This window comes from Nitratireductor sp. ATLC21 (assembly GCF_057196525.1).
In genome coordinates this window covers 80,961-103,724 of the sequence record NZ_JBXUOU010000003.1, presented here as the reverse complement: position 1 = coordinate 103,724, position 22,764 = coordinate 80,961, and the positions used below count along the sequence as shown (strand labels likewise).

The 22,764-nt window shown below is 60.4% G+C and carries 28 protein-coding genes; 12 read left to right on the top strand and 16 right to left on the bottom strand.

Features of this window, described 5'->3' with window-relative positions:
• Positions 1-16 precede the first annotated feature (16 nt).
• The 7 genes from AC2CHD_RS14875 (at position 17) to AC2CHD_RS14845 (ending at position 4,813) form a co-directional block, all read left to right on the top strand.
• Positions 17-1,606 (top strand): peptide chain release factor 3, encoded by a 1,590-nt coding sequence (locus AC2CHD_RS14875; protein WP_484554323.1) that lies wholly within the window; start codon positions 17-19, stop codon positions 1,604-1,606.
• 188 nt (positions 1,607-1,794) lie between these two features.
• The gene (locus AC2CHD_RS14870) at positions 1,795-2,454 is read left to right on the top strand and encodes a peroxiredoxin (RefSeq protein ID WP_229449349.1); all 660 of its coding nucleotides are present in this window, start codon (positions 1,795-1,797) and stop codon (positions 2,452-2,454) included.
• A 150-nt stretch (positions 2,455-2,604) separates the two neighbouring features.
• The gene (locus AC2CHD_RS14865) at positions 2,605-2,955 is read left to right on the top strand and encodes an MliC family protein (protein WP_484554322.1); all 351 of its coding nucleotides are present in this window, start codon (positions 2,605-2,607) and stop codon (positions 2,953-2,955) included.
• Positions 2,956-3,021: 66 nt separating this feature from the next.
• Positions 3,022-3,375, top strand: a complete 354-nt coding sequence (locus tag AC2CHD_RS14860) for a metalloregulator ArsR/SmtB family transcription factor (protein WP_065816655.1) — start codon at positions 3,022-3,024, stop codon at positions 3,373-3,375.
• 39 nt (positions 3,376-3,414) lie between these two features.
• Complete coding sequence (locus AC2CHD_RS14855) at positions 3,415-3,966, top strand: SRPBCC family protein (protein ID WP_484554321.1); 552 nt, start codon at positions 3,415-3,417, stop codon at positions 3,964-3,966.
• 34 nt (positions 3,967-4,000) lie between these two features.
• On the top strand, positions 4,001-4,411 hold the full coding sequence (locus AC2CHD_RS14850) for a VOC family protein (protein ID WP_229449346.1): 411 nt from the start codon (positions 4,001-4,003) through the stop codon (positions 4,409-4,411).
• A 9-nt stretch (positions 4,412-4,420) separates the two neighbouring features.
• Positions 4,421-4,813 (top strand): VOC family protein, encoded by a 393-nt coding sequence (locus tag AC2CHD_RS14845; protein WP_484554320.1) that lies wholly within the window; start codon positions 4,421-4,423, stop codon positions 4,811-4,813.
• A gap of 45 nt (positions 4,814-4,858) precedes the next feature.
• On the opposite strand, the gene AC2CHD_RS14840 is transcribed toward AC2CHD_RS14845, so the two are convergent.
• The 7 genes from AC2CHD_RS14840 to ubiE form a co-directional block, all read right to left on the bottom strand.
• A complete protein-coding gene (locus tag AC2CHD_RS14840) occupies positions 4,859-5,776 on the bottom strand; it encodes a pirin family protein (protein WP_484554319.1) in 918 nt (305 codons plus the stop codon).
• Between the two features lie 81 nt (positions 5,777-5,857).
• Positions 5,858-6,433, bottom strand: a complete 576-nt coding sequence (locus tag AC2CHD_RS14835) for a GNAT family N-acetyltransferase (protein ID WP_484554318.1) — start codon at positions 6,431-6,433, stop codon at positions 5,858-5,860.
• A complete protein-coding gene (gene coaBC, locus AC2CHD_RS14830) occupies positions 6,430-7,674 on the bottom strand; it encodes a bifunctional phosphopantothenoylcysteine decarboxylase/phosphopantothenate--cysteine ligase CoaBC (protein WP_484554317.1) in 1,245 nt (414 codons plus the stop codon). Before coaBC ends, AC2CHD_RS14835 begins: the two co-directional genes overlap by 4 nt.
• A 14-nt stretch (positions 7,675-7,688) precedes the next feature.
• Complete coding sequence (locus tag AC2CHD_RS14825; protein ID WP_484554316.1) at positions 7,689-8,114, bottom strand: type II toxin-antitoxin system VapC family toxin; 426 nt, start codon at positions 8,112-8,114, stop codon at positions 7,689-7,691.
• Entirely contained in the window at positions 8,098-8,352 is a 255-nt protein-coding gene (locus tag AC2CHD_RS14820) for a FitA-like ribbon-helix-helix domain-containing protein (RefSeq protein WP_484554315.1), read from the bottom strand. Before AC2CHD_RS14820 ends, AC2CHD_RS14825 begins: the two co-directional genes overlap by 17 nt.
• A gap of 269 nt (positions 8,353-8,621) precedes the next feature.
• A complete protein-coding gene (gene ubiB / locus AC2CHD_RS14815) occupies positions 8,622-10,199 on the bottom strand; it encodes a 2-polyprenylphenol 6-hydroxylase (RefSeq protein ID WP_484554314.1) in 1,578 nt (525 codons plus the stop codon).
• A gap of 10 nt (positions 10,200-10,209) precedes the next feature.
• The gene (gene ubiE / locus AC2CHD_RS14810) at positions 10,210-10,986 is read right to left on the bottom strand and encodes a bifunctional demethylmenaquinone methyltransferase/2-methoxy-6-polyprenyl-1,4-benzoquinol methylase UbiE (protein ID WP_229450065.1); all 777 of its coding nucleotides are present in this window, start codon (positions 10,984-10,986) and stop codon (positions 10,210-10,212) included.
• 108 nt (positions 10,987-11,094) lie between these two features.
• On the opposite strand from ubiE, the gene AC2CHD_RS14805 reads away from it, so the two are divergent.
• The 3 genes from AC2CHD_RS14805 (at position 11,095) to AC2CHD_RS14795 (ending at position 13,551) form a co-directional block, all read left to right on the top strand.
• The gene (locus AC2CHD_RS14805; protein WP_484554313.1) at positions 11,095-12,075 is read left to right on the top strand and encodes an adenosine deaminase; all 981 of its coding nucleotides are present in this window, start codon (positions 11,095-11,097) and stop codon (positions 12,073-12,075) included.
• Positions 12,076-12,249: 174 nt separating this feature from the next.
• Positions 12,250-12,879, top strand: coding sequence for a uracil phosphoribosyltransferase (gene upp, locus AC2CHD_RS14800; RefSeq protein ID WP_484554312.1), 630 nt, complete (start codon positions 12,250-12,252; stop codon positions 12,877-12,879).
• 96 nt (positions 12,880-12,975) lie between these two features.
• Positions 12,976-13,551, top strand: coding sequence for a TIGR02281 family clan AA aspartic protease (locus AC2CHD_RS14795; protein ID WP_229449336.1), 576 nt, complete (start codon positions 12,976-12,978; stop codon positions 13,549-13,551).
• Positions 13,552-13,581: 30 nt separating this feature from the next.
• Here AC2CHD_RS14795 and deoA read toward each other — a convergent pair whose 3' ends face one another.
• The 6 genes from deoA to AC2CHD_RS14765 are packed head-to-tail and all read right to left on the bottom strand — an operon-like array spanning position 13,582 to position 19,748.
• Complete coding sequence (gene deoA, locus AC2CHD_RS14790) at positions 13,582-14,901, bottom strand: thymidine phosphorylase (protein ID WP_484554738.1); 1,320 nt, start codon at positions 14,899-14,901, stop codon at positions 13,582-13,584.
• Positions 14,902-14,908: 7 nt separating this feature from the next.
• Positions 14,909-15,715: a purine-nucleoside phosphorylase gene (locus AC2CHD_RS14785; RefSeq protein WP_484554311.1), complete on the bottom strand. Its 807-nt coding sequence runs from the start codon at positions 15,713-15,715 to the stop codon at positions 14,909-14,911.
• The gene (locus AC2CHD_RS14780; RefSeq protein WP_007010600.1) at positions 15,712-16,107 is read right to left on the bottom strand and encodes a cytidine deaminase; all 396 of its coding nucleotides are present in this window, start codon (positions 16,105-16,107) and stop codon (positions 15,712-15,714) included. Before AC2CHD_RS14780 ends, AC2CHD_RS14785 begins: the two co-directional genes overlap by 4 nt.
• Positions 16,107-17,078, bottom strand: a complete 972-nt coding sequence (locus tag AC2CHD_RS14775) for an ABC transporter permease (RefSeq protein WP_484554310.1) — start codon at positions 17,076-17,078, stop codon at positions 16,107-16,109. Before AC2CHD_RS14775 ends, AC2CHD_RS14780 begins: the two co-directional genes overlap by 1 nt.
• 1 nt (position 17,079) lies before the next feature.
• Positions 17,080-18,219 (bottom strand): ABC transporter permease, encoded by a 1,140-nt coding sequence (locus AC2CHD_RS14770; RefSeq protein WP_464579002.1) that lies wholly within the window; start codon positions 18,217-18,219, stop codon positions 17,080-17,082.
• The gene (locus tag AC2CHD_RS14765; RefSeq protein WP_484554309.1) at positions 18,216-19,748 is read right to left on the bottom strand and encodes an ABC transporter ATP-binding protein; all 1,533 of its coding nucleotides are present in this window, start codon (positions 19,746-19,748) and stop codon (positions 18,216-18,218) included. Before AC2CHD_RS14765 ends, AC2CHD_RS14770 begins: the two co-directional genes overlap by 4 nt.
• Before the next feature lie 180 nt (positions 19,749-19,928).
• Between AC2CHD_RS14765 and AC2CHD_RS14760 the strand changes: the two genes are divergently transcribed.
• Positions 19,929-20,132 (top strand): SlyX family protein, encoded by a 204-nt coding sequence (locus AC2CHD_RS14760; protein ID WP_025031126.1) that lies wholly within the window; start codon positions 19,929-19,931, stop codon positions 20,130-20,132.
• Between the two features lie 168 nt (positions 20,133-20,300).
• Here AC2CHD_RS14760 and AC2CHD_RS14755 read toward each other — a convergent pair whose 3' ends face one another.
• Genes AC2CHD_RS14755 through AC2CHD_RS14745 form a run of 3 tightly spaced genes read right to left on the bottom strand, consistent with a single transcriptional unit; the run spans position 20,301 to position 21,846 of the window.
• A complete protein-coding gene (locus tag AC2CHD_RS14755) occupies positions 20,301-20,945 on the bottom strand; it encodes an alpha/beta fold hydrolase (protein WP_484554308.1) in 645 nt (214 codons plus the stop codon).
• A 41-nt stretch (positions 20,946-20,986) separates the two neighbouring features.
• On the bottom strand, positions 20,987-21,226 hold the full coding sequence (locus tag AC2CHD_RS14750; protein ID WP_484554307.1) for a hypothetical protein: 240 nt from the start codon (positions 21,224-21,226) through the stop codon (positions 20,987-20,989).
• Between the two features lie 56 nt (positions 21,227-21,282).
• Entirely contained in the window at positions 21,283-21,846 is a 564-nt protein-coding gene (locus tag AC2CHD_RS14745) for a TetR/AcrR family transcriptional regulator (RefSeq protein WP_229449328.1), read from the bottom strand.
• Positions 21,847-22,280: 434 nt separating this feature from the next.
• Here AC2CHD_RS14745 and AC2CHD_RS14740 point away from each other — a divergent pair, with 434 nt between their 5' ends.
• Positions 22,281-22,574 (top strand): nuclear transport factor 2 family protein, encoded by a 294-nt coding sequence (locus AC2CHD_RS14740; RefSeq protein WP_370633400.1) that lies wholly within the window; start codon positions 22,281-22,283, stop codon positions 22,572-22,574.
• The last annotated feature ends 190 nt before the right edge of the window (positions 22,575-22,764 follow it).

Below are 22,764 nucleotides of genomic sequence, written 5' to 3'. Positions count from 1 at the left end.
GGAAAACCATATCAAGATGACCGACAAAATCGCCGATGCGGTGGCCCGCCGCCGCACCTTTGCAATCATTTCGCACCCGGATGCGGGTAAGACCACGCTGACCGAGAAACTGCTTCTTTTCGGTGGCGCCATTCAGCTTGCCGGTGAGGTCAAGGCGAAGAAGAACCGCGTCCAGACGCGTTCGGACTGGATGAACATCGAGCGCGAGCGCGGCATCTCCGTCGTCACATCGGTGATGACGTTCGAATATGGCGACCACGTTTTCAACCTGCTCGACACGCCGGGCCACGAAGACTTCGCCGACGACACCTATCGCACGCTGACAGCGGTCGACAGCGCGATCATGGTGATCGACGCGGCTAAGGGCATCGAGCCGCGCACGCTGAAGCTGTTCGAGGTGTGCCGCCTGCGCGACATCCCGATCGTCACCTTCGTCAACAAGCTCGACAGGGAAAGCCGTGACCCGTTCGAGATCCTGGACGAGATCGAGCAGAAGCTGGCGCTGGACACCGCACCCATCACCTGGCCCATCGGCCGGGGCAAGAGCTTCGTCGGTACCTACAATCTCGCCAACAACACGATGCGCCGCTCGGATGACGACGTGGAGCCCATCGCCGTCAACGGGCCGGAATCCGATGCGGTTGCCGGGCTCTTGCCCGAGCACGAGCGCGAGATGCTGGTCGAGGAAATGCTGCTCGGCAAGGAGGCCTGTCGCCCGTTCGACATTCAGGCATTCCGCGAGGGGCATCTGACGCCGGTCTATTTCGGCTCGGCGCTGCGCAATTTCGGCGTGCGCGACCTGATCGAAGCGCTGGGCACTTTCGGTCCAGCGCCGCGCGCTCAGGATGCGGATTCGCGCAGGGTGGAAGCGACGGAGGAGAAGATGACCTCCTTCGTTTTCAAGATCCAGGCCAATATGGACCCCAATCACCGCGACCGCATTGCTTTCGTGCGCGTGTGCTCCGGCAAGCTCCAGCGCGGCATGAAGGCCAAGCTGGTGCGCACCGGAAAGCCGATCAGCCTTTCCGCGCCGCAGTTCTTCTTCGCCAAGAGCCGCATTACCGCCGACGAGGCCTTTGCCGGCGATGTGGTGGGCATTCCGAACCACGGCACACTGCGCATCGGCGACACGCTGACCGAGGGCGAGGAACTGCTGTTCCGGGGCGTGCCCAATTTTGCGCCTGAAATCCTGCGCCGCGTGCGTCTGGGCGATGCCATGAAGGCCAAGAAGCTGAAGGAAGCCTTGCAGCAAATGGCCGAGGAAGGCGTGGTTCAGCTCTTCACGCCGGAAGACGGCTCGCCCGCCATTGTCGGAGTGGTCGGAGCACTGCAGCTTGATGTGCTCAAGGAGCGGCTGAAGGTTGAATATTCGCTTCCGGTGGATTTCGAGATGGCGCGTTTCAGTGTGTGCCGCTGGATTTCGTCCGACGAACCTGGTGAAGTGGACCGCTTCATCACCAGCCACCGCGGCGACATCGCCCGCGATCTCGACGATGATCCGGTTTTCCTGGCACCGCATGAGTTCGGTCTGAACTACGAGGCCGACCGTTGGAAGGCCGTGCGTTTCGCCACGGTGAAGGATTACCAGACGCGCAAGGCTGCCTGAGCGAACGGATTCGCCGATCACTTGCCGACTGGGATGGATTTTTCTCCATGCGTAGGCTTTACGGAATTTAATTCCAAGCGAATGGTTCAAATAGCGCCTAGATGAGGTTCATCTAGGCGTGCGCGGGTTGCTATCCTGCAGCGTCAGGAACACCAATCGCGTTTCATCTCACCCAGGAGGAGAGAACGATGAGCCTTCGCATCAACGACACTGCGCCGGATTTCAGCGCCGAGACAACTCACGGGACCATCAATTTTCACGACTGGATTGGCGACGGATGGGCCGTGCTCTTCAGTCATCCGAAGGATTTCACGCCGGTCTGCACGACCGAGCTCGGAACGATGGCTGGGCTCGAGGACGAGTTCAAGAAGCGCAACACGAAGATTATCGGCATTTCGGTGGATCCCGTCGAGGACCACGTCCGCTGGAAGGACGACATCAAGAAGGCCACGGGTCATGCCGTAGATTATCCGATGATCGGCGACAAGGATCTGAAAGTCGCCAAGCTTTACGACATGCTGCCGTCTGATGCAGGCGAAAGCTCCGATGGTCGTACCGCAGCCGACAACGCCACGGTGCGCTCGGTTTATGTCGTGGGTCCGGACAAGAAGATTAAGCTTGTGCTGACCTACCCCATGACGACGGGCCGGAATTTTGCGGAAATCCTCCGCGCAATTGATTCCATTCAGCTCACAGCCAAGCATCAGGTGGCGACGCCTGCCAATTGGCAGCAGGGCGAGGATGTGATCATCACACCCGCCGTTTCCAATGAGGATGCGGTCAAGCGCTTCGGGTCGTTCGAGACGATCCTGCCCTATCTGCGCAAGACCAAACAGCCTGCGGGCTGATCCATTCGCAGGACAGGTATCAGGAATATCGGCCCCGGAAGCTCGCTGCTTCCGGGGCTCTTCATGTGCGGGCTAGGCCCGGCCTTGTCTTCAAATCGACACGCTGTCACGGTCTCATGATTCTGTATGAAACCGTTTCAGGAGTCCGCTATGCGCCACCCCGCTCTGTCACTGATCGCCCTCCTCGCAATCGGTTCCCCGAGCCATGCGGCAACGCTTGAGATCGATCTGCCCGATGCGGAAAGCGTGGAGACCGTCACGGTAACCTATGCGTGCCCGGACGGCGATATCGACGCGACTTATTATAATGCTGAAGACAATTCGCTTGCGGTGGTCACGATCGACGGCAGCCCCGTGGTGATGACCAGCGTTCTTGCCGCCTCGGGTGTCAAATATGCCGGTGGCCCCTATGTCTGGTGGACCAAGGGTGACGATGCCGATCTCTACGATCTGATGAAGGGTGAGGACGCGGAGCCGGTGTCCTGCACCGCAAAGAACTGACCTGACCGGCGTTAAAAAGTAAACCATTAGGTTGACTATCTGCTTTGCCGCTGATAGGTAAACCAAATGGTTGAATATCAGTCACCCCATCTCGATGCCGTTTTCCACGCCCTGTCGGACCCGACCAGACGGGCCATGCTGCACCGTCTTTCCGGCGGTGAGCAAAGTGTCTCGCAACTGGCACAGCCCTTCGACATGTCGCTGGCCGGCGCCTCCAAACATGTGAAGGTTCTTGAAGGGGCGGGCCTCGTCAGCCGGCGCGTGGACGGCCGCACCCATTATTGCCGGCTGGAGGCAGCGCGGCTTGCCGAAGCACAGGCGTGGTTCCGCTACTACGAACGCTTCTGGTCCAACCGGCTCGACACGCTGCAGGCGATCCTGGAAGCGGAGGATCGGGAGAGTTCCGCCGGAAGAGACTGACGTCCCGCCCCCTCAGCCACCTCAACCTTTGAGAGGAAGATGATGAGACAGATCGAGGAAAGTGATTATGGCGTCGCTACGGCACCCAATGAGGTTCGCTTCGAGAGATCTCTCCCGGGCCCTGTCGAACGCGTTTGGGCCTATCTGACCGAGGCGGACAAGCGCCGGCAATGGCTGGCGGGCGGAGAGATGGAGCCGCGTGCAGGCGGTTCTGCAAAACTCCTGTTCCGCCATTCCGAATTCACCGACGAGGACCCACCTGAGGTCTACAGGGAAATGAACGAGAAGGGATTTCTCTCCGAGGGGCGGATCATTGCCTGGGATCCACCGCGACATCTGGCCATGACCTGGCCGGGAGACGGTGCCGATAGCCAGGTGGAGTTCGAGCTCTTTCCCGAGGGCGACAGGGTTCTCCTTGTCGTGACCCACAAACGCCTCGCCGACCGGGACGAGATGATCAATGTCTCCGGTGGCTGGCACGCGCATCTCGCAGTTCTGGAAGCGGTGCTTTCGGGCGAGAAGACGCCGCCATTCTGGTCGCAGATCACGGCGCTGGAAGCCGCTTACACCGCACGCTTCAACGAACGGTGAGACCCCTTTCGCTATTGGCACCAAGGAGCATGACATGAACGTTTCCGCTACGCCGCCCAAGGCTGGCGCCCAGCCCGATACCGCACCGAAACTCGCAGGTGGGCGCAACATCGCGATGAAGGTGCCGCCGCATCAGTATGACGAGACGGTACGCTTCTACCGGGACGTACTCGGCATGGAGCAGATCGAGGAGCTTCTGCCCGCTGTCGGCTTCCGCTTCGGAGCCAACCAGCTCTGGATCGACAAGACGCCGGGCATGAGCCAGTCGGAACTCTGGCTCGAAATCGTGACCGATGACACGAAGGCTGCCGCCGCGCGGCTCGAAGCGGCGGGCATCGTGCGCTGCGACGAGATCGAACCGCTGGGCGAGAGTTTCGACGGGTTCTGGATATCGAGCCCCGCGCAGATCATCCATCTTGTCGACCATAAATCCGGCGCCTGGTGAGGAGGAAACATGCTCAGGATCGCACTGACGAGCATCCTTGTGGATGATCAGGACAAGGCTGAGGCATTTTACACGGATGTGCTCGGCTTTCGGAAGAAGCAGGACTTTCCGGCCGGCGGTGCCCGCTGGCTGACGGTCGTGACACCGGGAGCCGAGAACGGCACCGAGCTGCTGCTGGAACCCATGGGATACGACTTCGCGCGCACCTACCAGAAGGCGCTCTATGATGCCGGGATTCCCTGCACGACGTTTGCCAGCGAGGACGTGCAGGCAGAGTATGATCGGCTGAGAGCGCGCGGCGTGGTGTTTCGCGCAGAGCCGACCCGGATGGAAGGGATGCCGACCATCGCCGTGTTTGAGGATACGTGCGGCAACCTCGTTCAGATGTTCGAGTCACCGTAGCGCGAAGGGCGGGCACGGGGCGCCCGCCTTCCATGCAGTCTGACGTCAGAACTTCGCGCTTTCGCGGATGAAGGTGCCGGCATTCAGTTCGTTGAACGCCTGCATCAGTTCCTGCCGCGTGTTCATCACGATGGGGCCGTGCCAGGCGACAGGCTCCTGGATCGGCTTGCCCGAAACGAGCAGAAAGCGGATGCCCCGCTCGCCGGCCTGCACCACCACCTCGTCGCCCGTGTCGAAAACGACAAGCGTGCGGTCGCCGCTCATGTCACGCAGATGCAGTTCCTCGCCTGCCACCTCTTTCTCGACCAGCACGCCAAACGGTCGCGAGGCATCGCGGAACGTGCCGGAACCTTCGAAAATATAGGCGAAAGCGCTGCGATAGGTATCGACCGGAAGCACCTTGCGCTTGCCGGGCGGCACCCAGACATCGAGATATTGCGGATCGGCGGCAATGCCGTCGACGGGACCGCGCTTGCCCCAGAACTCGCCGACCACGACACGCACGCGCGTTCCGTCATCGTCGATCACCTCGGGAATCTCGCCGGCCTTCACATCCTGGTAGCGCGGCGTCGTCATCTTCTCGCTGGAGGGCAGGTTGGCCCAGAGCTGAAAGCCGTGCATGCGGCCAAGCTTGTCGCCTTGCGGCATCTCCTGATGGAGGATGCCGCTTCCAGCCGTCATCCACTGAACGTCGCCCGCGCCCAGCGAGCCCGTATTGCCGAGACTGTCGGCATGGTCGACGCTGCCTGCCAGAACATAGGTGATCGTTTCGATGCCGCGATGCGGATGCCAGGGGAAGCCGGCCTGATAGTCTTCCGGCCGATCATTGCGGAAATCATCGAGTAGCAGGAACGGATCGGCCAGCTTCGGATCGCCAAAGCCGAACGCTCGGTCAAGTCGAACACCTGCGCCTTCCATCGTGGGCTGGGCCTGCGAAATCTGCTTTACGGGACGAATGGACATGATCGTCTCTCCATCTGTTGCTTGGAGCAAAGATAGTCCGTGCCTGCGGTTATGACATCCGCAACAGCGAAGACGCGCTGTTTACATATTGGAGACAATCGGCGGCGTTGACGCTGCGGGTGATCCAATGCTCTCGTCACGCCAGAACACGATTGTCGGGCGGTCCTTGTACTTGGTGCGCGCTTTTTCAACAAAGCCGAGGCGCCCCGCAAGTTTAAGAGAGGGGGCATTTTCCTCATCAATGATGCAGGTGATCGCTTTGCCATCATGCGCCTGCGAGCACCAGAAGAACACCGCGTCCATGGCTTCCTTGGCATAGCCCCTGCCATGGGCTTCCGGCAGAAAAACCCACCCCGCCTCCAGCGTGCCTTCAACAGAAGGGGCAATAGTGCGCCGCGCTTCCTGAACGCCGGCATCGCCCAGAAAAGAACCCGTCGCCTTGTCCGTCACAGCAAAATAGCCGAATCCCATCAGGTCCCACATGCCGCGATGCATGGCGAGACGGCGCCAGGCATCTTCGCCGATGAGCGGTTTGCCCGAGGTAAAGCGCGTGGCTTCAGGCAGCGACCAGAGTCGGGCGAAGGCCTCGAAATCGGCGATGGAGTGCGCACGCAGCACGAGGCGCTCTGTTTCGAGAACCGGGGTTTGCAGGGTCATTCTTTTGGTCCGAGCCGATCCGCGATCAGTTGTGCCAGACGTTCTGCAACATCGTCCTTGCCCATCTCCGGCCATTCGTCGTGTCCGTCCCGGCTGACGATCACCACGCTGTTGCGGTCGCCACCCATCACGCCACCGGGGCCGACGCCGCTGTCATGCGAGACGTCGTTGGCGACGATGATGTCGGCACCTTTCTTGTTCAGCTTTGCGCGCGCATTCTTGAACAGGTCCTGCGTTTCGGCAGCGAAGCCGATGACGAGCGCAGGGCGCTTCTCATGATGGCCGACACCGGCAAGAATGTCCGGGTTCTCGGTGAGTTCGAGCGTGGGCGCACCTTCGCCCTGCTTCTTCTTTATCTTTTCGGCAGTCTCGACAGCCGGACGCCAGTCGGCGACAGCAGCGACGAAGACACCGGCATCTGCAGGAAGTGCGGCTTCCACCGCTTCGCGCATCTGGCGTGCCGTCTCCACATGGGTGGTCGTGACACCCTGCGGGTCCGGAATGGAGACGGGGCCCGAAACGAGGTGAACTGATGCCCCGAGGCGGGCAAGTGCCGCAGCGATGGCGTGACCCTGTTTGCCCGAAGACCGGTTGGCAATGTAGCGAACCGGGTCGATCACCTCATGGGTCGGTCCCGAGGTAACGATCACCTTGCGCCCCGCAAGCGGCTTTTCGCCGGTGTCGAGCAGGGCCTCTATGGCTGCGACGATCTCCAGCGGTTCGGCCATGCGGCCTTCGCCTGCTTCGCCGCTTTCGGCCATCTCCCCCCGGTTGGGACCGACGAAATGCACCCCGTCTTCCCGGAGCGTTCTGGCATTGCGCTGTGTGGCCGGGTGCTCCCACATATGGGGGTTCATGGCAGGCGCCATGAGAACGGGCTTGTCGGTGGCCAGCAGCACCGTCGATGCGAGGTCGTTGGCCTGGCCGGTGGCGAGCTTTGCCATCAGGTCGGCTGTCGCGGGCGCGACGACGAGAAGATCGGCCTCTCGCGAAAGACGGATATGGCCGACATCGTGTTCGTCCTGGCGGTCGAACAGATCGGTGAAGACATGGTCCGCCGAGAGTGCGCCCACGAAAAGCGGTGTGATGAACTCCTGTGCGGCCTTTGTCATCACACAGCGCACGCTTGCCCCACGCTCGCGCAGGCGGCGGATCAGGTCGAGGCATTTATAGGCTGCGATACCACCCCCGATCAAAAGCAGGATGCGCGATTTGCGAAGGGTCTGCTGCGGGGCTGTCATGGTTGCAAGCTCTCTTAAGACGGCTTCAAGGCTGGCTCGATATCGGTATGAACGAAATCGTTGCCCTTGAAAAGAAGTGGCAGGTTAGTGCTGCGGGCGAGCGCGTAAGCGAAGCAGTCTCCGATGTTGAGCGCGGCTTTATGACCGGTCCCCATCCCGTAGATTGCATAGGCCCTGCGGGCAATGCTCAATTGCCAGTCGTCGAAGTCGACAGTTTCCGGCTCCACTGCCTTGAGGAGAGTGTTTAGCCGCGCGGTTCCATCGATCAGCGCAATGTGTCGTGCAACACAGTGAGCCTCAAACGTCGTTGTGGTGCTGATGAGGACCCGTTCAGCCTGAAGGAGGGCGTTCTGAAAGAGGGACGCATCTTCTTCGCCGTTCAGGATGGCAATCAAAGCCGACGTGTCGATGACGAATTTCGCTTCAAAGTGTACGGCCATTCCAGATCTCGTCAGTGATGGCCTTCAGGTCAAACGGGCCAATGGGTCTCATCGAGACTGATTCGATCAGCTCAATGCGATGATGGATTTTGTCTTTGCGTGTATTCTTTTGAGGCTGAACACTTTTTGCGAGTATGCGGCGCACCTCTTCTTCCATCGAGACGTCGTTTTCAGCCGCGCGTTTTTTCAAAGCGCGCCGGACCTTTTCATCCACATTTCGGATGGTCAGTGTGGCCATCGTTACTCCATTACAAAAAGACTCTGACCTTAACGTTGCGACGGGAGCGCTGCACGCTACCCAGCCAGCCGCGTTCACGTCTGGACATAACGCACTGACAGCATGACTGTCAGTGCTGGCGTTGCCTTATGCACACTTCTTGTGCTCAGAATAAGCGAGGTGAATCCGTATCTTAGGTATGGTTTGCTAGCACTGCTTGCATCGCATTCATCGCGGCTATACCCGGACAAGGGGCGGTGCATCACAGAGTGAACACAAGGAGATTTGGATCAGGACATCTGCCAGGCGATCGCGGCAAGGGCGATGGCGATCACCCATAGCGCCAGGCGTCCGCCGCGCGAATGGCGCGCTTCAGCCTCGCCGATTGCTTCGGCGGTTTCGGGATCGAAACGCAATCCCTTCTGGGCCATGGCGTCGATCTCGCGGGAAAGACGCTCCGTGCGTGCGGCCAGTTCAGGCGCCTGGCGGATGAGAGAGGCAAGCGCCCCCACGCCTTCGCCTGCATCTCTTATGATACCGCGTGGCCCGAGATTTGCAGCAATCCAGTCGGACACGACAGGCTCGGCCGTCTTCCACATATTGAAATGCGGATCGAGCGTGCGGGCCACGCCCTCGACCACGACCATGGTCTTTTGCAGCAGCAGAAGCTCGGGCCGGGTCTGCATGTCGAAAAGCTCGGTGACTTCGAAGAGCAGTGTCAGGAGCCGCGCCATGGAAATGGTCTCGGCCGACTGGCCATGGATCGGCTCACCGATGGCCCGCAGCGCCTGCGCAAAGGCGGCGACATCGTGGTGCGCGGGCACATAACCTGCCTCGAAATGCACTTCAGCGACCCGGCGAAAATCGCGTGTAATGAAACCGTAGAGGATTTCGGCAAGAAAATGCCGCTCCTTGCGCCCGATCCGCCCGGTGATGCCGAAATCGACGGCAACGATGGTGCCGTCATCCTCGACAAACAGGTTGCCGGGATGCATGTCGGCGTGAAAGAAGCCGTCGCGCAATGTATGGCGCAGGAAGGACTGGATCAGCGTCCTGGCGAGGGCTTCGAGGTCGTGGCCGGCCTCACGCAGGGCATCGATGTTCGACATCTTCGTGCCGTTGACCCATTCGAGGGTCATCACGTCGCGGCCGGTGCGCTGCCAGTCGACAGCAGGCACGCGGAAGCCCGGATCGTCCTTCGTGTTTTCCTGTATCTCTGAAATGGCTGCAGCTTCCAGTCGCAGATCCATCTCGATTTTCGTCACCTGTGCCAGTGTCTCCGCCACCTTTACCGGCTTGAGACGCCGGGTGGACGGCATGAACCGCTCTTGCAGATGCGCGGCCAGAAAGTAGCTTTCGAGATCGTTCTGAAACCGGCGCCTTACCCCGGGTCGAATGACCTTCACGGCCACCTTTCGTGGTTCTGCCCCACCGGTATCCACAAACGCCTCGTGCACCTGAGCAATGGACGCTGCGGCGACCGGACCATCGAACTGCACAAAGAGCTCATCGACGGGCAGGCCAAGGGAATTTTCTATGCTGGCGCGAGCCTGGGCCTCGGGAAACGTGTCCATCCGGTCTTGAAGGCTGGAGAGGTCCCGCGCCATGTCATGGCCGACAACATCCGGGCGCGTTGCCAGGAACTGGCCAAGCTTCACATAGGAAGGGCCAAGCCGGTTGACGGCTTGCGCCAGCCGTTCGGGACGGTCGCGTCGTGCTGAACGGCGCCGCGACATCACCTTTGCGACACGCCAGCCAAAACGAGGCATGCCTTCGAGCTGGTCGCCCGGCATGGCTGCGACCACGCCTTCGCGAACGAGAATCCAGCCCGCACGTGCAAGCCTCAGATATGCGCCGACCGTGCTCATATATACGCCGTCAAATCTTCCAGCCGGAGTGCAGGGCGGCGATCCCGCCAGTATAATTGCGCCATGTCACGCGCGAGAATCCTGCATTGGTGATCATGGCGGCAAAATTCTGCTGATTGGGGAATTTGCGTATGGATTCAATCAGATACCGATACGGCTCACCATCGCCCGTCACCGCTTGCCCGATGCGCGGAATGGCATGGAAGGACCAGTTTTCGTAGATCTTGTCGAGCAACGGCATTTCGACTTCCGAAAACTCAAGGCACAGAAAGCGCCCGCCGGGTTTCAGGACGCGAAAGGCTTCGTCCAGTGCCCGGTCGATATGCGGGACATTGCGAATGCCAAACGCAATCGTATAGGCATCAAAGCTGCTGTTCTCGAAAGGCAGGTCTTCCGCGTTGGCCTCGACGAAAGTCAGGTTTTCGGCAATGCCTCTCTTTTCGGCGCGTTCACGTCCGACTTCCAGCATGGAGCCATTGATGTCGAGCACTGTCACGTCAGCGTTGCGGCGGGACGCCTCAACGATGCGGAAGGCAATGTCTCCTGTACCACCCGCCACATCCAGCGCGCGATAGCCCGGCTTTTTCGAAGGTGCGAGCCACGAAATCATGGCGTCCTTCCAGGCGCGATGCAGCCCGGCGGACATCAGGTCGTTCATCACGTCGTAGCGTTTTGCAACGCGGTGGAACACCGTGTTGACCAGACCCTGCTTCTCGTTCTCGTCCACCTGACGAAAACCGTAGGCCGTCTCCATGCCGCCCTGGGCGGTGGTACGTTGATCTGACATCATCACCCTTTCGAAATCGCCGGGACCATAGCTCATTGCCGCTTCTGGCGCTATTGTCAAAAGCGCGATGAACAGCCGCGCCCGCGGCCTGGTTAACACGGAGCGCATATGGTCCTCAAAGCCGAGCTTCACTGTCATATCGAGGGCGCTGCCTCGCCTGAACTCGTTCTTTCCCAGGCCCGCAAATATGGCGTCGATACATCCGATTTTCTTCGAGATGGGGCTTATCACTGGCACGATTTTACAAGCTTTTTGTCAGCCTACGATGCCGCGGCGAGCCTGTTCCGCAGTGAGGAGGATTATGCGCTTCTGGCTGAGGATTATCTGACAGGCCTGGCAGGCGAGGAGGCGATTTACTCGGAGATATTCACTTCGCCCGATCACGCCGAACGCGCAGGCTTGTCCCGCATGGCTTATACAAATGCCCTCGGCGAGGGGATTGAGCGGGCGCGGACGAAAACCGGTATCGAAGGCCGGATTATCGTAACGGGCGTGCGCCATTTCGGAGCGAGTGCGGTCGAGGATGCGGCCAGGTTTGCTGCCGCTTGCGGACATCCGCTGGTGACCGGCTTCGGGATGGCCGGTGATGAGCGCTTCGGCAATGTGCGTGACTACGAAAAGGCCTTCGAGATCGCCCGCGAGGCGGGGCTCGGGCTGACCGTCCATGCCGGGGAATTCGGAGTCTGGGAGAGCGTGGAAGCAGCGTTGAACCACATACGTCCCACGCGCATCGGCCATGGTGTTCGCGCGATCGAAAATCCCGATCTGGTACGCCGGCTCGTAGAGGAAAATGTGGTGCTGGAAGTGTGCCCGGTCTCAAACATCGTGTTGAACGTCTATCCGGATTATGCCAGCCATCCGCTCCCAGATTTGCTTCAGGCGGGATGCCGTGTGACGCTCAACTCGGATGATCCGCCGCATTTCCACACGTCTCTCGGTCACGAGTATCACGTGGCACGAGCGCATTTCGGCCTCGATGATGCGATCCTGCATAGCCTGACGCGAACAGCCATCGAGGCGGCTTTTGTCGATGACACCACCCGCAGACGCCTGCGTGACACTCTCGACGCTAAAACTGTGGCTCAATGAGGCTCGCGGTATGCAGAAACGTGTGAGGCGGTTGGATCGCCGTGCGTCCATGCGGGCGCACAATGGACGATCTAAACTATTGATGGAGCATCGGAATAGCCGAAATCCGGATTCCACTTTTCAGTTCGATGCTCTAGTATCGCCAACAAGAAACCAGCATCCGGGGAACATCACATGCAGGGCGTGACTGTCGTTGACCACCCGCTTGTCCAGCACAAGCTCACAATCATGCGTGACAAGGAAACATCGACAGCCGGTTTTCGCCGCCTCCTGCGCGAGATCTCTCTCTTGCTCTGCTACGAGGTCACGCGCGATCTGGAGCTCACAACGAAGCGAATAGAGACGCCTCTTCAGCCTATCGACTCACCAACGCTGGAAGGAAAGAAGCTCGTTTTTGCCTCGGTTCTGCGAGCCGGAAACGGGCTCCTCGACGGCATGCTTGATCTTGTTCCGGCTGCGCGTGTCGCGCATGTGGGCATGTATCGCGATCATGAAACGCTGGAAGCGATCGAGTATTTCTTCAAGGCGCCGAGCGACCTGGGCGACCGGTTGGTGATCGTTGTGGATCCAATGCTGGCGACAGCCAATTCTGCAATCGCCGCGGTTGACAAGCTCAAGGAGCGTGGCGCCACCAATCTGCGCTTCCTGTGCCTCCTGGCAGCGCCGGAAGGTGTCGAGAATTTCCGAAAATCCCATCCGGATGTACCGATTTTCACAGCGTCGATTGACGAGCGGCTGAACGAAAAGGGCTATATTGTCCCTGGCTTGGGTGATGCCGGCGATCGCATGTATGGCACCAAGTAACCTGCACTTAACCAATCGGAATGGTTGTCGCCCTTGTTAAGCGAATGATTGTCGGCAGCTCCTATGGTTCTTCCAGCTGCAAACTGGAAGGAACAGATGTTTCGCAAGATGATCATGCTGGGGGTCGTGGCGGGCGCTGCAGGGGGCGTTCCGGCCCTCTATCAAAGCAACCCCGAATTCTATCGGGAGCTGCTGCACGCGGCACTGACTTTGGGTGCCGATGAGGCTCCGCACCAGGTCGCAGTTGCAGGTCCTGCGAAAACGACGTCATCAGTGAGCAGCGAAACGTCGGTTCTTCTGGGCAGGAAAGTCAGCATCACCGCGGATGAGACAGGTCACTATGTGGGGCGGTTCAAGTTGAACGGCCGTGAGCTCGGGGCGATGATTGATACCGGCGCGACCTATGTGGCGATCAACCGCGACACCGCGCGCCGGATCGGGGTTTCTTTGAGCCCGTCTGACTTCAAGTATGAAGTGAATACGGCCAACGGCAAGGTGCGTGCTGCAGCGGCCACAATCGACAGTCTTGAGATCGGCCGCATCTATGTGGAAAACGTCGATGCTGTTGTTCTCGACGATCGCGCGTTGAACAAGATCCTGATCGGCATGAGCTTTCTGGATCGTCTATCACGTTTTCAGGTAGAGAATCGGGCTCTGATCCTTGAGCAATAAAGGGATTTTCGAGAGCAGCCCGAAATGTTCTCAAATTTCTGCGGTGACACGCCGCAGGATTGTTTTGCGGGGCCTCGGTTTCGCGTCGGTGATGCTATAGGCGCTGCAGACAAGGCGCGCTGCGCGCCGAGCGCTGTCTTCCGACGATGCATGCACCATGCAGATTGGCTGTCCGCGCTGTGTTGATGCGCCGAGCGGCAGGAGATCGGTGAATCCCACCGAGTGATCGATCACGTCTTCGGAAGAGCGTCTGCCGCCTCCGAGCTCGATCACACCAATGCCAACAGCGCGCGTGTCAATCGCGCTGACGAATCCATCCTGCTCGCAAGGAACGGGAAGGGTGAAAGACGCACGAGGCAGATGTCGCGCGGGATTTTCGACGAAATTGGCCGGGCCGCCAAGGGCGGAGACCATCTGGCCAAACCGCTCTGCAGCGTTCCCACTCTCGAGGGCATCATGGGCGCGGTCATAGGCTTCGCGCGTGGTTGCCGCGATGCCGGAGGAGAGGAGCATTTCGCCGGCCAGCGCCAGCGTCACATCCAGAAGCCGCCGGTCGCGTTTTTTGCCCGTGAGGAAATCGACCGCATTCACAACTTCGACCGCATTGCCCGCGGCGGAGGCGAGTGGTTGGCTCATGTCGGTCATGAGTGCGGAGGCTGAAAGCCCGGCTTCGCCCGCAACACGAACCAGATTTTCGGCAAGTTTCCGGGCCGCACGGGCATCGCCCATGAAGGCGCCATTGCCGGATTTCACATCGAGCACAAGCGACGAGAGGCCGGCGGCCAGTTTTTTCGACAGGATGGAGGCGGTGATGAGCGGGATGGATTCCACTGTCCCGGTGACATCGCGCACGGCATAAAAACGCTTGTCGGCGGGTGCGAGATCGCCTGTCTGACTGATGATCGCACAGCCCACCTTGCGCACCGTTTCGGCAAAGCGTTTCTGGTCTGGCTGGCTCGTGTAGCCGGGAATGGAATCCATCTTGTCGAGCGTGCCGCCAGTGTGGCCAAGGCCCCGCCCGGAGATCATAGGAACAAACGCCCCGCAGGCTGCCACGATGGGGGCGAGCATGAGGGAGACATTGTCGCCAACACCGCCGGTGGAGTGCTTGTCCGTCACGGGGCCGGGCAGATCCGACCAGTCGAGCACGGTGCCTGAATCGCGCATGGCGAGCGTGAGGGCTGCGCCCTCGGCCGGATCCATGCCGTTAAGGAAAATGGCCATGGCAAGGGCGGCAATCTGCCCCTCGCTCCATGCGTCATCTGCAAGCCCGGTGGCGAACGCGGCGATCTCCTCGTCCGTCAGCGCCTTGCCATCACGTTTCCTGCGGATGATCTCCTGCGGCAGCATCGCGCGCTCAACCGGCCGGCAGGCCATCGGCGCATAGCTGGCCGAGAATGGTGGCGAGGCGCTGCCCGCCGATGGGCGCCATGTCCTTGGTCTCCTGATGAGAGAGTTCGCCCGCACTCATGCCGGCACCGAGATTGGTGATGACAGAGCAGGCGGCGACACGAAGCCCGAAATAGCGCGCGAGAATGACTTCGGGCACGGTCGACATGCCGACCGCATCGGCACCCAGCGTGCGCGCCATGCGGATTTCCGCCGGGGTTTCGAAGGTGGGCCCGGAGAACCACATATAGACGCCCTTGTGCAATTGTGTGCCTGTTTCCTGGGCCGCCTGCTCAAGGCTCTTGCGCAGGCCCGCATCATAGGCCTCGCTCATGCCGACAAAACGACGGTCGCTGCCTTCGCCGATCAGCGGGTTGGCGCCCGAGAAATTGATGTGATCCTCGATCAGCATGACAGAGCCGGGCGGCATGTCCTCGCGCAGGGAGCCGGCGGCATTGGTGAGGATGAGCTGCGTGATGCCTATGCCCCATAAGGTCTCAAGCGCCGGGCGCATGGCGGCGGGATCGCCGTGCTCATAGTAGTGCGCGCGGCCTGCGAGCATCAGGACCGGCGTGCCGGCAAGCCGCCCCGCAACAATCTCGCCCGCATGGCCGGTGACGCCGCTTTGCGGAAAGCCCGGTAATTCGGAATAGGGGATACGCACGGTATCCTCGACATCGTTGACGAGCCCGCCAAGCCCCGAGCCCAGCACCAGCGCAAGCTGCGGGGCAAGCCCGTTGAGCCGCTCCGTCAGACGATCGACCGCCTGTTTCATTTGCCATCCTCAAAACTGAATCCGCGCGGAAAGACCGCAGAAAACGGCACCGTTTCCAGAACGCCGTTGGTGTCGCACAGATGCAGCACCGCATCTTCCGTGGCAAATTCCGCCAGCCGCTGCCGGCAGCCGCCGCAAGGCATGATCTTCGGCATCTTCTCCGCCACCACGGCGATCTCCGTCACGCGGCCGCCGCCCGCCATGACGAGATGGCCGAGCGCGGTGGTCTCCGCACACCAGCCTTCGGGATAGGAGGCGTTCTCGATGTTGCAGCCGGCATGGATGGTGCCCGCCTCGGTCCTGACCGCGGCCCCCACGGGAAAGCGCGAATAGGGGGCATAGGCGTTTTTCATGGCCGCACTGGCGGCGGAAAAGAGGTCTCTGGCGCTCATCACCGCTCCTTCACATAGGGCACGCCACCGGCGCGCGGCGGCACCGCCTTGCCGATAAAGCCGGCCAGAAGCACCACGGTGAGGATATAGGGCAGGGCCTGCATGAATTGCACCGGCACCTGGCCGACAAGCGGCAGGGGCGTGCCCTGAATGCGGATTGCGAACGCATCGAGAAAGCCGAACAGAAGGCAGGCAAACATCACCGGCACGGGCTTCCATTTGGCAAAGATGAGGGCTGCCAGCGCGATGAAGCCCCGGCCTGCCGTCATGTCCTTCACGAAGCCGGCATTCTGCGCCAGCGACAGGTAGGTGCCGGCCATGCCGGTGAGGATGCCGGTGCAGATGACTGCGCGATAGCGCAGCCATGAGACGGAGATGCCCGCCGTGTCGACCGCTGCCGGGTTTTCACCCACCGCCCGCAGCCTGAGGCCGAAACGCGTGCGGAAGAGCACCCACCACGTGAAGGGCACGAGCAGGAAGGCCGCGTAAGTGAGCAGCGAATGGCCGGAGATGAGCTCGGAATAGATCTCGCCCAGGATGGGCACATCGCGCACCGTCTCGGCAAAGGGCAGCTCGATGGCGCCAAACCGGGCATCGCCCGGCAGCGAGGGGGTGCGTCCGCCCTGCCGGAACCATGCCTGCCCGAGAATGATCGTGGAGCCTGCGGCAATGAAATTGATCGCGACGCCCGAGACGATCTGGTTGCCGCGATGGGTGATGGAGGCAAAGCCATGCACAAGCGCCAGGAAGACCGAGATCAGCATCGCCGCGCCAAGGCCGGCCCAGGCGGAGCCGGTTACGGCCGCCGCCGCGCCGGCAGCAAATGCGCCGGCCAGCATCTTGCCTTCGAGGCCGATGTCGAACACGCCCGACCGCTCCGAATAGAGCCCGGCGAGTGCCGCCAGAAGCAGCGGTATGGATAACCGTACCGTCGAATCCAGAACGAGGATCAGGGAATGAAAGAAATCCATCTCAGCCACCCTCTCCCTGCTGCGCTTCTATGCCTGCCGAGCGCGGGCTTAGGCTGGCGAAAAGCGCCTGTATCGAAGGCCGGAACATGTGCTCCAGTGCGCCGGCGAACAGGATGACGAGACCCTGAATGATGACGATCATGTCGCGCGAGATGTTGGGCATCTCGAAGGCGAGCTCGGCACCGCCCTGATAGAGCATGCCGAAGAGGATCGCCGCCGGCACGATGCCCGCCGGATGGGAGCGCCCCATCAGCGCCACGGCGATGCCGACGAAGCCGGCCCCGGTGACGAAATCAATCTGCAAACGGTTCTGGTCGCCCATCACCGGGTTGAGCGCCATCATGCCGGCAAGCGCGCCGGAGATGAGCATGGTGATGATGATGATCTTCGTTTCGCTGACGCCGGCATAGCGCGCGGCCTTGGGGCTGAAACCGCGCATACGGATCTCATAGCCGAGCCGCGTGCGCCAGATCAGCACCCAGACGAGAAACGCCGCCAGAAGCGCCAGCAGGAAGGAGAGGTTGAACGGTGCGGAGCGGATGGAAAAGCCCATCGCCTCCAGCACCCAGTTGAGCTTGGGCAGTTGTCCGCCTTCAAGGAAATTGCGCGTCTGGGGTGCCTGCGCGCCCGCGGGCTTCAGCACATTCACCAGCAGATAGACCATCAGGCTTGCGGCGATGAAATTGAACATGATCGTCGTGATGACGATATGCGAGCCGCGCTTTGCCTGGAAATAGGCCGGGATGAAGGCCCATGCCGCGCCAAACAGAGCCGCGCCCAGAATGGCCAGCGGAAACACCACCCACCAGGGCAGAATGCTGTCGAAGGCGAGGCACACCACCGCCACGCCCAGCCCGCCCACATAGGCCTGCCCCTCGCCGCCAATGTTGAACAGGCTGCAATGGAAGGCGACGGCCACGGCGAGCCCTGTGAAGATGAAGCTCGTCGCGTAATAGAGCGTGTAGGCGATGTTCTGCCCGCGGCCCAGCGCCCCTTCCACCAGAATGGCGGCAGCGCGAAAGGGGTTTTCCCCCACAAGCATCACCACCAGCCCGGCCACCAGAAAAGCGACGGCGAGATTGATGAGCGGGATCAGCCCGTAATCGGCCCAAGCGGGCAGTTTCGCATAAGGCGCGCTCATTCCGCCGCCTCCTTTTCCTCGACGCCGGCCATGAGCAGGCCGAGTTCGCCTTCGCTGGCTTCGGGCCCGCGTTCGCCCACCACGCGGCCGGCGAACATGACCAGGATGCGGTCGGAGAGCGAGCGGATTTCATCGAGCTCGACCGACACCAGAAGCACCGCCTTGCCCTGATCGCGCATGTCGATCAACCGCTTGTGAATGAACTCGATGGCGCCCACATCCACGCCGCGCGTCGGCTGGCCGACGATCAGCACCTTCGGGTCCTGCTCCATCTCGCGCGCCAGCACGATCTTCTGCTGATTGCCGCCGGAGAAGTTCGCCGTCTTCAGTCGGCAGTCGGGCGGGCGGATGTCGTATTTCTCGATCTTCTCGCGCGCATCGGCGCGGATCGCCTCGATGTTGAGGAACGGGCCATGGAGATATTTTGCCTGCCGGTGATAGCCGAGCATGGCGTTTTCGTTTTCCTCGAAAGGCAGGACAAGCCCCACATGATGCCGGTCTTCGGGCACATGGGCCATGCCGCGCGCGCGCAGGTCGGCGGGATCGGCCGCGCCTGTCAGGTCCACCGGCTCGCCATCCAGCGTCACTGTGCCGGAGACGGCCTTGCGCACACCGGTGATGGCATCGAGAAGCTGCGACTGGCCATTGCCCGCCACGCCGGCAATGCCGACGATCTCGCCCGCGCGCACATCGAGCGACACATTGTCGACCATGGTGACGCCGCGCGAATCCTTCACGGTCAGATTGCGCACCGAAAGCAGCACCTCGCCGGGGCTTGCCTCGCCCTTTTCCACCTGAAGCAGAACGCGCCTGCCCACCATCAGCTCGGCCAGCTCCTCCACGCTTGTCTCGGCGGTCTTGCGGGTTGCCACCATCGTGCCCTGCCGCATGACCGAGACATTGTCGGTGATCGCCATGATCTCGCGCAGCTTGTGGGTGATGAGGATGATGGTTTTTCCCTCTTCCTTGAGCTGTTCGAGAATGCGGAACAAATGGTCCGCCTCCGCCGGCGTCAAGACGCCGGTCGGCTCGTCGAGGATGAGGATATCCGCGCCGCGATAGAGCGCCTTGAGGATTTCCACCCGCTGCTGCAGGCCCACCGGCAGATCCTCGATGATGGCGTCGGGGTTCACCTCCAGCCCGTAGTCGCGCTCCAGCCGCTCCAGCTCCGAGCGCGCCTTGGCGATCGAGGTGTTGAGCAGCGCCTCGCCTTCGGCCCCCAGGATCACGTTTTCCAGCACGGAAAAATTCTGCACCAGCATGAAGTGCTGATGCACCATGCCGATGCCCAGCGCGATGGCGTCGCTCGGCGTGTTGATCGCGGCCTTCTTGCCGCCCACGTCGATCCGCCCGCGATCGGCCTGGTAAAAGCCATAGAGGATCGACATCAGGGTCGATTTTCCGGCCCCGTTCTCGCCGATAATCCCGTGGATCGTCCCGGCTTCGATTTTGAGATCGATGTTGCGGTTTGCATGAACCGCGCCAAAGCTCTTGCTGATGCCCTTGAGCTCGATTGCCGTTTCAGCCATCGGCGGCCCGCTTCCCCGTTTTTATCGTTTGGTCAAATTCCTATCACGCGGGCCCGCCACCTGCCAACCGACGCGGGAAGGGCACGGCGAAAGGAACCGTCATTCACTCTCGACAAATCAGGCCTTGCTTGTCAATTTCCGCGGGCGAGAATGCACCGAAACCGCAGAAAGAAGCGCGCCATGAGCGAAGACCGCATCACGAAGCTGGAAATCCTGGCCGCCGAGCAGGAAAAGACCATCGAAGAGCTTTCCGCCGAGTTGACGCGCCAGTGGCGCGAGACGGAAGCGCTGAAGAAAAAGCTCGAACGGCTTTCGGAGCGTTTCATGGAGCTGGAAGAGCAGACAGCAGGCGATGTGCCCGTGACCAAGCCGCCGCATTGGTGAGAGGGGGTGAAGGTAAGGTGCGTCGCGTGCCAGCGTGCCCGCTTTCGAGCTTATAGCGCCCACTCAAACCTTATAGCAGTGAACGTCTGCTCTGAGCCCGAAATGATCATGTTTGGATATGCAGCTAATGGCTGCTTGCCAGCCCCCTGATGAACGTCAAAGGCGATCTTAGTGCTTGAGGCTGCCCGCAATCTGCTCAGCAATGGCCTCAACCCTGCACAGAGGCAGTTCATGCGCGACGCCATCCATGACGATCAGCTTGGATCCTGCGATACCCGCAGCGAGCGCTTCACCATTTTCAACGGGCAGGATAGGATCCTCCGCACCGTGAATGATCAGAACCGGAACGCTGATGTCACGAAAACGGCCAGTCCAGTCATGCCGCGTGGTGAGCGTGGCATGATTGAACATACTGGCAGGGCTGGAAGTGCGCGCAAGTATCTGTGCGATGCGACGGCGCATATAGGGTTCGTTAAAATTCTGACCCGAACCGGCGCTTAGCCGTTCGCTGCCTAGCAAGAACTCCGTCGTCTCAGCCGTGTTCGCCCAGTTCAAGGAAGCCAATTTGCCAAAATGATCGAGAAATTCCTGGGATATGCCAGGCAAGGCGGGTCCGTCCCAGCCAAGTGGCTCCGAAGCAAGAAGCGTCAACGAGCGGACGCGATCAGGAACTGTCAGGGCAACGATCTGCGAGATGTAGCCGCCCAAGGACATTCCCAAGAGGTGGGCGCTGTCCAGACCGTAGCTGTCCATAACCCCGACTACATCCGCTGCCATGTCTTCCACCGCATAGCGCGCCTCGCCGGGCTGCACGGTTGTCGATTGTCCGGTATCGCGATGATCAAACCGGATGACTAAAACCCGCGGTTCGCAAGGGCATCGCAAAGTTCATCCGGCCACCCCAGCATGGAAGCCGTCGCGCCCATCACCATAATCAGAGCAGGGTCGTCAGGTGAGCCGAAGGCTTGTGTGGCAATTCGGATGCCCTGTGTCTCGATCATCTTCATATTTTGCTGCCCATTCATTTTGGCGAAGGTGGCCTGCGGCACTGCCACCAAAGCAGCTAGCCCACCAAGAAACTCTCGGCGATGCATGTCGGGGTTCCGATATATATAACCTACATGTCGGTTATATATTGGTGTGACCAAGGCTATGTCAAGTCTTGTTGCCTGAGGTTGTCGACCGCCCACCAAAGCCTGCGAAGGACGAATTCGGACAAACCTTGGGCTCCGTCAGTGACAACCCATTGCATTGTGGCTCCTGCAATGATGGCATGAAGGTGCTTTGCTATTTCGAGCGGTTCCGCACTGTTTGGAAGCCGGGCAGCAATGGCCTCCTGGACAAGGGCATATCTTTGGTGAGCCAGCGATCGCAAGCTGGGGTCACGCGACTCGAAAGCTGCGATTTGGACACGGGCAAAAAAACCATCTCCTTTTCCCATGCTGCAGACGATCGTTTCGAGAAATTGCCAAAGTGCGTCAGGGCCTTCGACTACCGAAAGTCCGTCGAGCCATGAACGGGTCGCCTCGAGCTCTTGCTCGGCAATTTTTCGCAGGATCGAATCTCGATCACCGAATCTCTGGATTAAAGTCGCACGGGAGAGGCCCACATGCCGTGCTATGTCCGACAAGGTGAAGACCATGCCGCGGCTTACCAAGACATCCAGAGCGGCCCCGAGAACTTCCTCATCAGATACGGTCTTGGGGCGGGGCATGTTTTCTCCGGACGTCCTGCTTCTCGTTGATGTTGGCGGGCAAATTTGGCTCTGAATAGCACAAGGAAACTATCTGAGTTTTGCGTGAGATACCACATTCTACGGAAGCCTTCCTTTGTGCGAGTCAGGCCAAAACAGAGATTGGCGGCTCGCGGTTGCAGGAGGCAACGTTCGCGGTGCCGCCTTCCGCTGTTGCTGCTTGATCGTCCCCCTCAAGCTTTAGACAAACCTGACCGCGCGCGCCGATAGAAGCCTTTTCCTGAAAGCGAGTTACTGTGGCTTGTTGGTAAGGTGGGATGGCCACTTAGAGCCCGCTTTGACCCTCAGAAAATCGGTCGTATGTTGAGAATGAACCAAGCAGGGAGGCGACGTTGATCCAAGTGCAAGGCAGCAAGGACTGTGGCAATTCACCGAAGAACAAGTTCGCTCAGGATATGGCGGTCGCTATGGAATGCGGTGACGCTGAGCCGAGCGCGTTCAGCGAAGACGTGATCTGGGAGAATCCCTCAACCGAGCCAATCTCGGGAAAGAGTGCGGTTCTTAAGCATCTTGGAAATCGGCCGAGACCAAGCTCTGTCACTGTCCAGCACGCGATTTCGCATGGCAAGGTCGGTGCTGCGAGCGGAGAGGTGATATTCGCGAACGGGCAGACTCGACGCTTCTGCCATGTGTTCGACTTCACAAGTGCCAAGGCCAACTGCGTCGCCGTCGTCAGAAGCTACAGCTGAACGCGCCAGTGTCCGCTCTGTCCGCATAGCTGCCAGATATTTTCTATCATCCGGTTGACCGGTTTTCATCCCTAATCAGACATATTGTCTGACACAGCAAACGGTAGCCGCTAGAATCGTCAAAGCTGAATACGCCTCCTGATCTAAGGCCGCGCACAACCCTCCCCCCAATCAAAAAACCCCACCGGAT

Bases quoted from the DNA above. Each gene is read 5' to 3' on its own strand.
- AC2CHD_RS14875 (WP_484554323.1), top strand. From the start codon at position 17: ATGACCGACAAAATCGCCGATGCGGTGGCCCGCCGCCGCACCTTTGCA.
- AC2CHD_RS14870 (WP_229449349.1), top strand. From the start codon at position 1,795: ATGAGCCTTCGCATCAACGACACTGCGCCGGATTTCAGCGCCGAGACA.
- AC2CHD_RS14865 (WP_484554322.1), top strand. From the start codon at position 2,605: ATGCGCCACCCCGCTCTGTCACTGATCGCCCTCCTCGCAATCGGTTCC.
- AC2CHD_RS14860 (WP_065816655.1), top strand. From the start codon at position 3,022: ATGGTTGAATATCAGTCACCCCATCTCGATGCCGTTTTCCACGCCCTG.
- AC2CHD_RS14855 (WP_484554321.1), top strand. From the start codon at position 3,415: ATGATGAGACAGATCGAGGAAAGTGATTATGGCGTCGCTACGGCACCC.
- AC2CHD_RS14850 (WP_229449346.1), top strand. From the start codon at position 4,001: ATGAACGTTTCCGCTACGCCGCCCAAGGCTGGCGCCCAGCCCGATACC.
- AC2CHD_RS14845 (WP_484554320.1), top strand. From the start codon at position 4,421: ATGCTCAGGATCGCACTGACGAGCATCCTTGTGGATGATCAGGACAAG.
- AC2CHD_RS14840 (WP_484554319.1), bottom strand. From the start codon at position 5,776: ATGTCCATTCGTCCCGTAAAGCAGATTTCGCAGGCCCAGCCCACGATG.
- AC2CHD_RS14835 (WP_484554318.1), bottom strand. From the start codon at position 6,433: ATGACCCTGCAAACCCCGGTTCTCGAAACAGAGCGCCTCGTGCTGCGT.
- coaBC (WP_484554317.1), bottom strand. From the start codon at position 7,674: ATGACAGCCCCGCAGCAGACCCTTCGCAAATCGCGCATCCTGCTTTTG.
- AC2CHD_RS14825 (WP_484554316.1), bottom strand. From the start codon at position 8,114: ATGGCCGTACACTTTGAAGCGAAATTCGTCATCGACACGTCGGCTTTG.
- AC2CHD_RS14820 (WP_484554315.1), bottom strand. From the start codon at position 8,352: ATGGCCACACTGACCATCCGAAATGTGGATGAAAAGGTCCGGCGCGCT.
- ubiB (WP_484554314.1), bottom strand. From the start codon at position 10,199: ATGAGCACGGTCGGCGCATATCTGAGGCTTGCACGTGCGGGCTGGATT.
- ubiE (WP_229450065.1), bottom strand. From the start codon at position 10,986: ATGTCAGATCAACGTACCACCGCCCAGGGCGGCATGGAGACGGCCTAC.
- AC2CHD_RS14805 (WP_484554313.1), top strand. From the start codon at position 11,095: ATGGTCCTCAAAGCCGAGCTTCACTGTCATATCGAGGGCGCTGCCTCG.
- upp (WP_484554312.1), top strand. From the start codon at position 12,250: ATGCAGGGCGTGACTGTCGTTGACCACCCGCTTGTCCAGCACAAGCTC.
- AC2CHD_RS14795 (WP_229449336.1), top strand. From the start codon at position 12,976: ATGTTTCGCAAGATGATCATGCTGGGGGTCGTGGCGGGCGCTGCAGGG.
- deoA (WP_484554738.1), bottom strand. From the start codon at position 14,901: ATGCTGCCGCAGGAGATCATCCGCAGGAAACGTGATGGCAAGGCGCTG.
- AC2CHD_RS14785 (WP_484554311.1), bottom strand. From the start codon at position 15,715: ATGAAACAGGCGGTCGATCGTCTGACGGAGCGGCTCAACGGGCTTGCC.
- AC2CHD_RS14780 (WP_007010600.1), bottom strand. From the start codon at position 16,107: ATGAGCGCCAGAGACCTCTTTTCCGCCGCCAGTGCGGCCATGAAAAAC.
- AC2CHD_RS14775 (WP_484554310.1), bottom strand. From the start codon at position 17,078: ATGGATTTCTTTCATTCCCTGATCCTCGTTCTGGATTCGACGGTACGG.
- AC2CHD_RS14770 (WP_464579002.1), bottom strand. From the start codon at position 18,219: ATGAGCGCGCCTTATGCGAAACTGCCCGCTTGGGCCGATTACGGGCTG.
- AC2CHD_RS14765 (WP_484554309.1), bottom strand. From the start codon at position 19,748: ATGGCTGAAACGGCAATCGAGCTCAAGGGCATCAGCAAGAGCTTTGGC.
- AC2CHD_RS14760 (WP_025031126.1), top strand. From the start codon at position 19,929: ATGAGCGAAGACCGCATCACGAAGCTGGAAATCCTGGCCGCCGAGCAG.
- AC2CHD_RS14750 (WP_484554307.1), bottom strand. From the start codon at position 21,226: ATGCATCGCCGAGAGTTTCTTGGTGGGCTAGCTGCTTTGGTGGCAGTG.
- AC2CHD_RS14745 (WP_229449328.1), bottom strand. From the start codon at position 21,846: ATGCCCCGCCCCAAGACCGTATCTGATGAGGAAGTTCTCGGGGCCGCT.
- AC2CHD_RS14740 (WP_370633400.1), top strand. From the start codon at position 22,281: ATGGCGGTCGCTATGGAATGCGGTGACGCTGAGCCGAGCGCGTTCAGC.